Raw genomic sequence first — 12,213 nt, forward strand, 5'->3', positions numbered from 1 at the left:
CGAAAAAACAGACAGCCCTCCGTCCGGTCTTCCCGGCGGAGGGCTGTCTGTTATTGGGTCAGGTTTCTTTTGGCTTTGTACAGTTCCCGGTCGGCAGCTTCGATCAGGTCCGGGATGGTGTTCATCTTGTCGCTGTATGCCGCGTAGCCGATACACAGGGACAGGTGCCAGGGCTCCCCGCTGGCTGCATTTTCTTCTGCCAGGGTCTGGATGATGCGGTCCCGCAGCTGACAGATCTCCGGCTCGCTGTCTGCCTCTCCGGCCACAATGAATTCATCGCCGCCGTACCGTGCAATCAGGAACCGGGGCGGCACCGATTTCTTCAGGGCTGTGGCAATCTGCACCAGTGCCCGGTCTCCGGCGGTGTGCCCGTAGGTGTCGTTGATGTTCTTGAACCGGTTGGCGTCCATCATCAGCAGATACAAAGTCTTGTCATGGCTTTTGATGTGCTCGGAAAGATACTGTATCAGCTGGGTACGGTTGTTCAGGCCGGTCAGCGGATCCCGGGAGATCAGCCGCGCCTGCCGGTTCTGGTACAGCAGGATGATGGACATGGTGATGCCCACGCACAGCATGGGCGCATCGCCGCCCAAAAACAGCTGCAGGGCGGAGAACAACAATGGGAACAGCACAAAGGACGCCAGCATCCGGTATTCGGATCGATGGGCGTAATAGCGCCGCTGGGTGGATTTGATGTAGGCCTTTCCGGCGGGCCAGAAAATGTAGAGATAGGCGACCGCCACCTGGAACCAGTGCAAAGGGCCGCGCTGGTATCCTTCCGGACCGATGTAAAACACCAGCCCTGCCAGGGTGATGATCTGCAGGACCACGGCCGGCGTCAGGGAAAGGCAGAACAGGCTGCGCTTTTGCAGCCAGCAGGATTCCATACAGGTCTCGGCGTACAGCATCCAAAAAACCGAGGTCAGGTTCAGCGCCAGGAAATACAATTGGTTGACGGTCCAGCTCAGGGGCTCCGGCGCACCGGCGGCGTGCAGCAGGGCCCAGGCAAGGTCAAAACCAAAACTCAGCAGGGCGCAGCACATCAGACCAATAAAAAGCCGCACCCGGGGAGATTTATCAATGTCCCGCGCCAGCTGCACGATTTCCAGCACCACAATCAAAATACAGATCAGGTTGATTTCGACGTACAGAATATGATCCATGCCGCACCTCCTCCGTGTTGAAGATGAATCATTCTGCGCTGACGATGTGACTTTAGTATATCATAGCAGGAAAAAATTGGAAAGACTGGAACCGGGAAATCGGACCTTGCAGGGATAAAAACGGGTCTGCAGAAAAAAATTGAGCAGAAAGTGCTTGACAGAAAAGCCGCTGTGTGCTATAGTCATTGCATCGGTTAGAATAAACTAACTGATGACGCCATCCTGCCCTTCGCTTTCTGGCGAAAAGGCGAGAGGGGCTGTTTTTTGACTTATTGGTTAGTTTTAGCTAACTAACGGACCAACAAAACCGGGAGGTGATTTTTATGCGCAGAGATTTTGGCGTGGCCTTCATTACCCAGTGTGCGCCGGTCATGGCCGGCATCAAACCGGCCAATCTGTTCCGCTGGGTGGAGCCGGATGCGGCCTCCATGCATAAAACCCTTGCGGTCTGGCGTTCCCAGCTGGCCTCCAGGGGCGTAAAAATTCAGGTTCTCAAGGCCTGTTCGCTGACCTCCGCCTTTCTCATCTATGTATACCGTGCCAATCGCCTGCGGGAGATCCTGCAGCGGACAGAGGTACAGTCTTATCTGGCTGAGGCCGGGTATGGCACAGGTCCTTTGGAATCCCAGCTGGCGCATCTTTCGTCGCGTCTGTGCACGGAAGCGGAATTCCCGCATGAGATCGGTATTTTCCTGGGATATCCCCTGGAGGACGTGGTCGGGTTTGTGCAGAACAAGGGAAAAAATTATACATGCAAGGGATACTGGAAAGCATACGGCGATCCGGATGCCGCGCGTGCCCGTTTTGCGCAATACCGCAAATGCACGGAGGTGTATCTGCGCTGTTACCGCAGCGGATTCACGCCCACCCGCCTTACCGTGGCGGTGTAGTGCAGACAACTGTTTCCAATTCGATTATTTCCAGCCTGAAAAAGAACGTACACAGCCATTTGCGATCTTTTGAAAAAGGCTTTCCGAATCAGCAAAACCGGCGCCCGTGTACTCTCCGTGCGGGCGCCGGTTTTGTTTTCGTTGGGGAAGGCTTATTCTTCGGGAAAATGCTTTTCGGCGTATTCGGCCAGCCGGTCGAAGGTTTCGGGGCTCAGGTCGTGCTCGATCTTGCAGGCGTCTTCTGCAGCGGTCTCCTCATCCACACCCAAAGCCATGAGGATGCGGGTCAGCAGCTTGTGGCGCTGGTAGATCCGGGTGGCGATGTCGTATCCCGGTGCTTCCAGGGTGATGCAGCCGGCACCGTCCATGGAAATATAACCTGCCAGCCGCAGATTCTTCATGGCTACGCTGACACTTGGCTTGGAAAAGCCCAGCTCATTGGCAATGTCAATGGAGTGGACTTCGCCCTTCCGCTCCTGGATCATAAGAATTTTTTCCAGATAATCTTCTGCAGATTGGTGAATCTTCATAAAAAAAGCCTCGCTTTATTGGTCTTTACTTAAAACATTAGCACAAACTAACCTGAAATGCAAGAAAAAGGATTGACATTCCCGGTTAGTGGTGATAAACTGCAAATGATCCGGAAGTTAGTAAAAACTAACTGATATCGTTTATCCGGGGCCATACCAGCACAGGACAGAAAGAAGGGGAACAATTTGCTGCCGATCACCATGGGCAAAATCGGAGAAAGCTACACCATCCGGAAGATCACCGGACGGGATGATGTGCGTCAGCACCTGGCCGAACTGGGCTTTGTGCTGGACACGCGGGTCGTGATTGTCAGCCAGTTGTCCGGCAACCTGATCCTGCAGGTCAGGGACAGCCGGGTGGCACTGGACAAGACCATGGCAAACCGCATTCTGGTCAGCTGAACGGGCAAGCCGTTGGCCATAGATTTGTATGGAGGAGGCAATACAATGAAAACGCTGAAAGAAGCCAAGGTGGGGCAGACCGTCACCGTAGCCAAGGTACACGGGGAAGGTCCGGTGCGCCGGCGCATCATGGATATGGGTCTGACCAAAGGCGTTCAGATCCTGGTGCGCAAGGTGACGCCGCTGGGGGATCCCATGGAACTGAATATCCGTGGATATGAGCTCAGCATTCGCAAGGCGGACGCGGAGATGGTGGAACTGGTATAAAGCGGGCGGTTGTTGCAGGACCGCCTTCTTTCAAGCTCATAAGTTAGCAAAAACTAACTTTTTGAGAGAGACCATATAAGAAGGGGAGTATACACATGTGCCTACATCGGCCGTGTGGTGGAACAGGCGGTGCACAAGCAGGCCCGCAGCGGCAACCTGACCGTGTCCGACCGCATTGACCGTATCGTGACCAACCGCATTCTGGCCCTGCCGATTTTTGTGGTGGTCATGGGGGTGATCTATTCCATTGCCATGGGGCAGCTGCCCATCTCCATCGGAACCAAAGGGACCGACTGGGCCAATGATGTTCTGTTCGGGGAGATCGTTCCTGGTCTGTTTGACAAGCTGCTGCTCAACGCGCAGGGAGAACCGGTGGTGGCCCACTGGCTGTACGGTCTGATCCAGGACGGCATTGTGGCCGGCGTGGGGGCTGTGCTGGGATTCGTGCCTCAGATCCTGGTGCTCTGCTTCCTGCTGGCGATTCTGGAAGATGTGGGCTATATGGCCCGTGTGGCGTTTGTCATGGACCGCATCTTCCGCCGCTTCGGACTCTCCGGCAAAAGCTTCATTCCGCTTCTGGTGGCCACCGGATGCGGTGTGCCCGGTATCATGTCCACCCGGACCATTGAATCCGACCGGGACCGCAAGATGACCATTATGACCACCGGTTTCATCCCCTGCAGTGCCAAGCTGCCGATCATCGGTCTGTTTGCCGGTGCCGTCTTCGGGGAAAATCCCCTGGTGGCCACATCCGCCTTTTTTATCGGCATTGCGGCAGTGGTCATTTCCGGTATCATGCTTAAAAAGTTCAAAGCCTTTGCCGGGGACCCTGCACCTTTCGTGATGGAACTGCCGGCCTACCATGTACCTGCCTGGGGCAATGTGTTCCGGGCCACCGGAGAACGGGGACTGTCCTTCATCAAGCGCGCCGGCACCATCATCCTGGTGTCTTCGGTGGTGCTGTGGTTCCTGCAGGGATACGGCTTTGTGGACGGCGCCTTTTCGGCGGTGGAGGACAATAACCACTCCCTGCTGGCAGCCATCGGCAATGCCATTGCCTGAATTTTCTATCCCCTGGGCTGGATGGGCGATATGGCCTGGAAAGCCACAGTGGCGACGGTCACCGGTCTGATTGCCAAGGAGGAAGTTGTCAATACCTTCGGTGTGTTGTATAATTACGCCGGTGACATTGATCTGAAACAGGATTCCAGCCCTATCTGGGGGGCCGTGGCGGCAGATTTCGGCGCCGTGCGGGCGTACAGCTTCATGATCTTCAATCTGCTGTGCGCGCCCTGCTTCGCGGCCATGGGGGGCCATCAAGCGGGAGATGAACAATCCCCGCTGGACTCTGGGTGCCATCGGGTATATGTGTGCCTTCGCCTATGTCATCGCCATGATCGTCTATCAGCTGGGCGGTCTGGTGACCGGGGAAGCGGTGTTCGGGCCTTTCACGGTGGTGGCCGTTGCCGCGCTGTGCGGCCTGGTATACCTGCTTGTGCGCCCCAATCCCCACAAGACGGAAAAGCTTCGTCTGGATGTGCGCAAGGTAGTTGCCGCCAAATAAAATCAGACCATACAAGGTTCAAGGAGGGTTTGCCATGCTGGCATTTCTGGGAGGCGGACTGGCCACGGTCATTGTGGCGGTGCTGGTGTTCGGCGCCATGGGCCTGGCCATTTACAAGATGATTCGTGATAAGCGGGAGGGCAAGCACTCCTGCTCCTGCGGCGGTTCCTGCGGGGGCTGTGCCGGGTGCAGCGGCTGTTCCGGCGGATGCACCCATACCGGAACAGACACCCATACCTGATACAGTTTATCATCCTAAGGGGCAGACACGGCAAAGACGGGGGCAGATGCCGCGCGGGGGCTGTGCCTGCCCTTTTTTCAACACAATTCGGAAAGGAGAGCGCCATGCCCTTGTCTGATGCCAACCTGCGGTATCTGTTTGCGGTGTCCGATCTGGCCGCAGGGGGACGCCCTGTGCGTTCCAAGGAGGTGGCCGATGTCCTTGGTGTCACCCGTCCCTCGGTGGTGCGGGTGCTGCGGACCCTGGCAGAGCACGGTCTGGTGGAAAAAGCCCCCTACGGCAAAATCACCCTGACGGAACGCGGCTTTTTTGCCGCACGCTATTACCGCAACCTGGTAGAGCGGATCAACGGGGATTTCCCCTCCACAGGACTGGAACTGACCCCGGCCCAGCGCTGGCAGGCGTCGCTGGTGCTGGCGGCAGCTCTGCCGGATACAGAGTACCTCCGCCGGTGCCCGCCGGCCCTGAAGACGCCGGAGGGATCCGGATGCGAAGCCTGATTTTTCCGCTGCTGTTTGCGGGAACGGTGGGGAGCGTTACCATTTTTATCCGGCACCTTGTCCGCCGGATGGTCCGCCTTGACACCACCCGGTCCGCATGCTACAATGACCAACAGAATTTGTAGGAATTAGGAGGACGGAGCCTTATGATCGACCAGTTTTCCCGCACCCGCGCCATGCTGGGGGAAGCCGGCCTGCAGCGTCTGCAGCATGCCCGCGTGGCGGTGTTCGGCGTGGGCGGCGTGGGCGGCTATGCCGTGGAGGCCCTGGCCCGCAGCGGCGTGGGGACCCTGGAGCTGATCGATGACGATGAGGTCTGCCTGACGAACCTGAACCGCCAGATCATTGCCACCCACGATACCATCGGCCGCCCCAAGGTGGAAGTCTTTGCCGAGCGTATCCACGCCATCAACCCGGCGGCGGTGGTGAACACCCACCGGGTCTTTTTCGGCCCGGATACCGCCGGCCGGTTTGATTTTTCCGCCTTTGATTATGTGGTGGACGCCATTGATACGGTCAGCGCCAAGGTGGAACTGGCTTGGCTGGCCCAGCAGGCGGGGGTGCCGGTGATCAGTTCTATGGGAGCCGCCGGCAAGATGGACCCCACCGCGTTTGAAGTGGCGGATCTGTATGCCACGTCGGTATGTCCGCTGGCCCGGGCCATGCGGACCCAGTGCCGTAAGCGGGGGGTCCGGTCCCTAAAGGTGGTCTATTCCCGGGAGACGCCCCACACGGTGCCCGCCCAGAGCGGCGGCAGCCTGGACACGGCCCGTGCCGGCTCCGGAAAGCGGTTCACGCATGGTTCCAATGCGTTTGTGCCTCCGGTGGCCGGACTGACCCTGGCGGGGGAGGTCATCAAGGACCTGGCCGAATGGCCCGCACTTGCCGATCAGGAGGTGATGGCGGATGCCCCGTGAACTGCAGCCTTATGAAGTGATTGAGCGAAGCCTCATCAAGAAATACCGCAAGCAGCTGTGGAACCCTTTTGTGGCCGCCATCAAGCGGTATGAGCTGGTACAGGAAGGGGACCGGGTGGCGGTGTGCATTTCCGGCGGCAAGGATTCCATGCTGCTGGCCAAGCTCATGCAGGAACTCCACCGCCATACCGAAGTGCCTTTCGAGCTGAAATTTTTGGTCATGGACCCCGGTTATGCTCCGGAAAATCGCAGACAGATCGAGGAAAACGCCCGACTGCTGAATATTCCCGTCACGGTGTTCGAAACCGATATTTTCGACACGGCCTATCACACCGACCGCAACCCCTGCTACCTGTGTGCCCGCATGCGCCGGGGGCATCTGTACAAGCAGGCCCAGCTTATGGGCTGCAACAAGATCGCCCTGGGGCATCATCTCAATGATGTCATCGAGACCGCGGTCATGAGTATGTTTTACGGGGCGCAGCTGCAGGGCATGCCTCCCAAACTGCACAGCAAAAACTTCCCGGGCATGGAACTCATCCGTCCGCTTTACTGTGTCAAGGAACAGGATATCATTGCCTGGGCCCGGTACCATGATCTGCATTTTCTGCAGTGTGCCTGCCGCATGACGGCCCGCAGCGATGAACCCGGCGCCTCCAAACGGCAGGAGGTGAAAACCCTGCTGCGGGAGCTGAAAAAGGCCAATCCCAACATTGAAAACAATATTTTCAGCGCGCTGCATGCAGTCTGTCTGGACACGGTTCCCGGCTATAAATCCCATGGGGTGGCCCACACCTTCCTGGAAGGCTACGACGACGCTCCGCCTGTCTCCGAATAAATCATAAGGCACCTGCCATCCCCGCTGGATGACAGGTGCCTTTGTTTATGGTTTCTGCCGCTGTTCCAGAATTTCCTCCCGGCTCAGCCCGTATTTGCGGGCGATGTCCCGGGCATAACTCAGCCCGTCCGGTTTGGTGCGCAGGATGCGGTAACTGCGGGTCCCGTCGCCCACGTTCTGCATCTGCGCCACCAGATTGTCCAGCTTGCCGGGGCCTACGCTCAGTTCGTCCAGGCGCTGACTCAGTTCATGGATATGGGTCACATACAACCCGCCGCAGCCGATTTCACTGATGGCTGCCAGTACCTCGGCGGCGATGTAGCCGCCTTCCAGCAGGCTGGTGGAGCTGAAGCTCTCGTCCATCAGCAGCAGATCCGTGTCGTGCAGCCGGGGCAGGATGGCGCTGATGCGGGCACATTCGCTCTCCAGCCGCCCTTTTCCGTAGTTGTCCTCGTCGGAAGTGGGAAAGTGGGTGTAAATGCCGGTTACCGGGCTCATCTCCGCTTCCTCCGCAGGCACCGGCAACCCCAACTGGAACAGCGCCTGGGCCATGCCTACCGCATAGCAGAAGATGGACTTGCCCCCATGATTGGGACCGGTCACCAGATAAAAGCGCCCGTTCTCATCCAGGCAAAAATCGTTGCATACAATGGGGTCGTGAAGGTTTTTTAAGGCCAGCATGGGATTGTATACATTGTGCAGCCGCAGGGCGCGGTCCTGTACCGGACGGATAACAGGCCGGCACACCGGACACCCGGCCTGCCGCAGCTGACAGATAAAAGGGACTGCCGCGGCCAGAAACCGCAGATCGTCCATCAACGCAATGAAAAATCGGGTCTCATCATGGAAAAACTGGTTGATCACCGGCTCCCAACTGCGGATGGTCCTGGCAAACACCGTGTCCAGGGCGCGGCAGACCGCACCATTCAGTGCCTGCCGTTCTTCATCCCGTCCGGCCTTGCTCACGTTGGCAAAGCCGGAAAGGCATACCATGGGGTCCTTGTGACTGCCCAGCAGCTTGTCCAGGATGCTTCCCTGCCGGAAGGGCTGTGTGTGCAGCCCCAGCAGACCGGCCTCGGTCACATGCAGGCTGCCGTCCAGATTCACTCCCAGAGAGATGCTCTTGACCTGTCCGATCTGCATGTCCAATTCCTGCAGATGGGCACGCAGAGCCCGATAATCTTCACTTTCACAGCGGGCCTGTATCTCGGCTTTCAGCCGCCGCAGGCCGGCACTGGCAAGGTCCAGGGACGCCAGACGGGACCGGAACAGCTCCACAAGTTCCAGGTACTGCTCGATATACCGGGTACTGGCCAGCCCGCTTTCCAGGCTGCCGTCGCCCTGCTTCAGGACCTTGCACATCTCGTAGGCATCCCGGATCAAAGGCAGGGCATCCCGGACCAGCCCCTGCAGCGCTTCGCTGTCCGCAATTTCCAGGATCAGTTCTGCCCGGTAAGCCAGGACGGCGGGCTCGCAGCTGAAGAACTGCTCCAGCCGCAGGTCTGCAATGCCGCGGTAGCTTTCCCGGCGGATGCCGATCATCTGGTCCAGCTGCAGGGTGTGGATGAATTCTGTGTCCGGCAGGGCACTGCCTTCGGCGGGGGCATATCCCGCAGGGAACAGCAGCCGAAAAGGTTCGTTGGACATAAGGCGTATCCTTTCTTATCATGAAACCTACAGTTTCATCTTACGCTTAAAAAACAGGAACGTCAATTCATTTGCGCGCTGCTTTGCTGGACATTTGGCCGTGTATGCGATACAATAGGAAAGAACCGAAGCTGTGCACTTTTGTGCCTGCGGTTTGAATTTTGCTTTGTATCACCTGAAAGGGGAACATAATGGGTAAATATTTTGGTACCGACGGCTTCCGCGGGGAAGCCAACATCAACCTGACCGCCGACCACGCCTACAAGGTGGGCCGGTTCCTGGGCTGGTACTATAACGAAAAACGCCGCCGCGCCGCCGAGGAAGGCCTGGCACCCCAGCAGGGCCCGGCCCGCATCGTCATCGGCAAGGATACCCGCCGCTCCAGCTATATGTTCGAGTACAGCCTGGTGGGGGGACTGGTGGCTTCCGGTGCGGATGCCTACCTGCTGCATGTGACCACCACCCCGTCTGTGGCGTACATTGCCCGCGTGGACAATTTTGACTGCGGCATCATGATCTCCGCCTCCCACAACCCCTACTACGACAACGGCATCAAGCTCATCAACGGCCAGGGGGAAAAGATGGACGAAGAGACCATCTCTCTGGTGGAAGCCTACCTGGACGGCAATCTGGAAGCCTTCGGCCAGAAATGGGAGGAACTGCCCTTTGCCCACCGCGATAAGATCGGCTGCACCGTAGACTATATCTCCGGCCGCAACCGGTACATCGGTTATCTCATCAGCCTGGGCATGTACAGCTTCCGCGGTGTGAAGGTAGGCCTGGACTGCGCCAATGGTTCCAGCTGGAACATTGCCAAGGCGGTGTTTGATGCGCTGGGAGCCACGACCTATGTGATCAACGCCGAACCCAACGGCCTGAACATCAACCTGAATGCCGGTTCCACCCATATTGAAGGGCTGCAGAAGTTTGTGGTGGAAAAGGGCCTGGATGTGGGCTTTGCCTACGATGGCGACGCGGACCGCTGCCTGTGCGTGGACGAGAAGGGCAATGTGGTCACCGGCGATCATATCCTGTATATCTATGGTCGCTATATGAAAGAGCGCGGCAAGCTGGTCACCAACACGGTGGTCACCACCGTCATGTCCAACTTCGGCCTGTACAAGGCTTTCGATGAGCTGGATATCGACTATGCCAAGACCGCTGTGGGCGACAAGTATGTCTATGAGTATATGCAGCAGCACGGCAGCCGTATCGGCGGTGAGCAGAGCGGCCATATTATCTTCAGCAAATACGCCTCCACCGGTGACGGCATCCTCACCAGCCTGAAGCTGATGGAAGTGATGATGGCCCGCAAGAAGCCCATGAGCGAACTGGCCGCCCCGCTGGCCATCTATCCCCAGGTGCTGGAAAACGTCAGGGTCACCGACAAGGCCACGGCACAGAACGATCCGGATGTGCAGGCCGCCGTGCAGGCCGTCGCTGCGGAGCTGGGGGACACCGGCCGCATTCTGGTGCGGGAATCCGGCACTGAACCGCTGGTCCGTGTGATGGTGGAAGCGCCCAGCAAGGAGATCTGCCAGAAGTATGTGGACCAGGTCGTGGATGTGATTCGCCACAAAGGCTACGAACAGGCGTGAAAAATTGAAAAAATCAAAGTTTTTGTAAAAAACTGCAGAAAATCCCTTGACAAAACCATTCAAACCCGTTATAATCATACATGCTGATTGACCGGCTCGGTCGTAACCGGGTGTAGCGCAGTTTGGTAGCGCGCTTGAATGGGGTTCAAGAGGCCGTGAGTTCGACTCTCGCCACTCGGACCAAACAAGGGCCGTCAGATCAGCCCGTCAAAAGGACCGTGAAACGCAAGTTTCACGGTCCTTTTGCTATGTCCGCCTGCAAACCAAGGACGATCCCGACACAGACAGAAAAACGGCAGGCTTTGTCCCTTCAAAGGGGCAGAGCCTGCCGTTTTGTTGGTTATGGGGTGGGATCCGGGGTCGGCTTTTTCAGCATCTCCCGCTGGTAGGCCTTGATGAAATCCGTAAAAGTATCCGACTCGGACACCAGTTCCTGTACGGGGAAGAGGCTGCTTTTTTTCAGAAGCAGCAGAATTTCAATCTTCTGCCGGTCATCCAGCAGGAAGAAGGAGTTGCCCCGGATGGTATTTTCAGAAAATGCATAGCACTTCTTGATGGCCTTTTCCGGCGCAATCAGTTTGGCCAGCATGGGTTCCTGGTCGATCAATTGTTTTATGGTGTCCTCGTCCAGAATAATGGGGGAGGTGTTGAGTGCCAGGATTCCCCGCAGGATATTGTCCACGTGGGGATCCCGATAATCCTGCTTCACCCGGAAGACGGCCATTTTCTGAAACAGCGGCGCGTGCACCTGGTTCAGGGAGAAGGTCAGCATTCCCATGGTCATGTAATAGCGGATATCGCTGCTCAGGTCCAGATAAGAGAACATCAGGGCCATGGCCCGCCGTCCGTCACTGCTGGAAATGAAGCTGTAGGCAATGTTGGAACTTTCAAAGTGATACAGGTTTCCCTTGAGCGTAAAGCAGGGCATAGGCTCGCCGTAGAAGGTGGTGTTGGCTTTCAATTCGTGCAGTGTGATGGTGGAGTGCCCGCCGGAAATGCTGATGTTCATAGCGGCTTCTTCAATGCTGCCTTCCTCCACCGGTTTCAGCCGGTCCTCGGAAAGTTTGGGCTTGAAGTAGTAGCAGTAATACTGCCCGTCATAAAAGTCGTTGCCGACCGGACAGATGGAACGGTCCTGCTTTTGTTTTTTCAGCAAAGCGTTGATTTCCAGTGCGTTGGAAGCGGGTGCGTTGGGAAACTCACAGATATCCTGCAGGGGAAAATGAAAGATCTGGGACAAGGCCACGATTTCCTGCAGCTTGACTTCCCGGTCTGACAGGATATCAAACATGGCGCTGATCTTTTGCGGGGAAGTCCGAATGTGGAAATCCTCCTCCATCTTGTTGGCAATGGCGGTGTAGTTCAGGTTGGCTGCGTGCATTTCTTCGTAGTTGGTTTTCCAACGGCACAATCTGGATTTGATCATAGCGTTGTACGACATGGATTCTGTGGGCTCCTGCCGGCAGGGCATGGGTTTGCTTTTCATTTCCTGACCACCTTTCCTGAGGAATTTTGGAGATCCTGTGTCTGTATTATAGCAATACTGTTCCAAAAAAACAATATGAAACAATTAAAAATGAAATGCATCTGTATAAAAAACATACAGAATAATATATTCAAAAAGTCAATTGTAGATGCAAAATCCTTCTGATACAA

At 56.8% G+C, this 12,213-nt stretch carries 12 protein-coding genes, 1 tRNA gene and 1 pseudogene; 10 read left to right on the top strand and 4 right to left on the bottom strand.

Annotated elements, in window-relative coordinates; translation table 11 throughout:
- Window positions 1-50: 50 nt before the first annotated feature.
- Window positions 51-1,163 (bottom strand): diguanylate cyclase domain-containing protein, encoded by a 1,113-nt coding sequence (locus tag AC127K_RS12610; protein WP_483720853.1) that lies wholly within the window; start codon window positions 1,161-1,163, stop codon window positions 51-53.
- Window positions 1,164-1,486: 323 nt separating this feature from the next.
- On the opposite strand from AC127K_RS12610, the gene AC127K_RS12615 reads away from it, so the two are divergent.
- Window positions 1,487-2,053, top strand: coding sequence for a DUF3793 family protein (locus AC127K_RS12615; RefSeq protein WP_483720854.1), 567 nt, complete (start codon window positions 1,487-1,489; stop codon window positions 2,051-2,053).
- 152 nt (window positions 2,054-2,205) lie between these two features.
- On the opposite strand, the gene AC127K_RS12620 is transcribed toward AC127K_RS12615, so the two are convergent.
- Window positions 2,206-2,583 carry a metal-dependent transcriptional regulator gene (locus AC127K_RS12620; protein WP_483720855.1) on the bottom strand — a complete coding sequence of 126 codons (378 nt, stop codon included), beginning with the start codon at window positions 2,581-2,583 and terminating at the stop codon, window positions 2,206-2,208.
- Between the two features lie 186 nt (window positions 2,584-2,769).
- Between AC127K_RS12620 and AC127K_RS12625 the strand changes: the two genes are divergently transcribed.
- The 7 genes and pseudogenes from AC127K_RS12625 to AC127K_RS12655 all read left to right on the top strand — a co-directional run bounded on the left by AC127K_RS12625 (window position 2,770) and on the right by AC127K_RS12655 (window position 7,312).
- Window positions 2,770-2,985 (top strand): FeoA family protein, encoded by a 216-nt coding sequence (locus AC127K_RS12625; protein ID WP_294539901.1) that lies wholly within the window; start codon window positions 2,770-2,772, stop codon window positions 2,983-2,985.
- 45 nt (window positions 2,986-3,030) lie between these two features.
- Window positions 3,031-3,252, top strand: a complete 222-nt coding sequence (locus AC127K_RS12630; protein ID WP_483720856.1) for a FeoA family protein — start codon at window positions 3,031-3,033, stop codon at window positions 3,250-3,252.
- A gap of 99 nt (window positions 3,253-3,351) precedes the next feature.
- Window positions 3,352-4,816, top strand: a pseudogene (gene feoB / locus AC127K_RS12635) (ferrous iron transport protein B); the annotation flags it as partial.
- Between the two features lie 34 nt (window positions 4,817-4,850).
- Window positions 4,851-5,057 (top strand): FeoB-associated Cys-rich membrane protein, encoded by a 207-nt coding sequence (locus AC127K_RS12640; protein WP_483720857.1) that lies wholly within the window; start codon window positions 4,851-4,853, stop codon window positions 5,055-5,057.
- A 104-nt stretch (window positions 5,058-5,161) separates the two neighbouring features.
- Window positions 5,162-5,557, top strand: coding sequence for a metal-dependent transcriptional regulator (locus AC127K_RS12645; protein ID WP_483720858.1), 396 nt, complete (start codon window positions 5,162-5,164; stop codon window positions 5,555-5,557).
- Between the two features lie 146 nt (window positions 5,558-5,703).
- The gene (locus AC127K_RS12650) at window positions 5,704-6,474 is read left to right on the top strand and encodes a tRNA threonylcarbamoyladenosine dehydratase (protein ID WP_483720859.1); all 771 of its coding nucleotides are present in this window, start codon (window positions 5,704-5,706) and stop codon (window positions 6,472-6,474) included.
- Window positions 6,464-7,312, top strand: coding sequence for a tRNA lysidine(34) synthetase (locus tag AC127K_RS12655; RefSeq protein ID WP_483720860.1), 849 nt, complete (start codon window positions 6,464-6,466; stop codon window positions 7,310-7,312). The genes AC127K_RS12650 and AC127K_RS12655 overlap by 11 nt, the downstream gene beginning before the upstream one ends.
- Before the next feature lie 45 nt (window positions 7,313-7,357).
- Here the strand turns inward: AC127K_RS12655 and AC127K_RS12660 are convergent, their stop codons facing one another.
- Window positions 7,358-8,959: a MutS-related protein gene (locus AC127K_RS12660; protein ID WP_483720861.1), complete on the bottom strand. Its 1,602-nt coding sequence runs from the start codon at window positions 8,957-8,959 to the stop codon at window positions 7,358-7,360.
- 191 nt (window positions 8,960-9,150) lie between these two features.
- On the opposite strand from AC127K_RS12660, the gene glmM reads away from it, so the two are divergent.
- Together glmM and AC127K_RS12670 are read left to right on the top strand one after the other, a co-directional pair.
- Window positions 9,151-10,557, top strand: coding sequence for a phosphoglucosamine mutase (gene glmM, locus AC127K_RS12665; RefSeq protein WP_483720862.1), 1,407 nt, complete (start codon window positions 9,151-9,153; stop codon window positions 10,555-10,557).
- A 106-nt stretch (window positions 10,558-10,663) separates the two neighbouring features.
- Window positions 10,664-10,740, top strand: a tRNA-Pro gene (locus AC127K_RS12670).
- Window positions 10,741-10,897: 157 nt separating this feature from the next.
- Here AC127K_RS12670 and AC127K_RS12675 read toward each other — a convergent pair.
- The gene (locus AC127K_RS12675) at window positions 10,898-12,043 is read right to left on the bottom strand and encodes a hypothetical protein (protein ID WP_483720863.1); all 1,146 of its coding nucleotides are present in this window, start codon (window positions 12,041-12,043) and stop codon (window positions 10,898-10,900) included.
- Window positions 12,044-12,213: the final 170 nt, after the last annotated feature.

Source organism: Subdoligranulum sp. DSM 23681 (genome assembly GCF_057005535.1).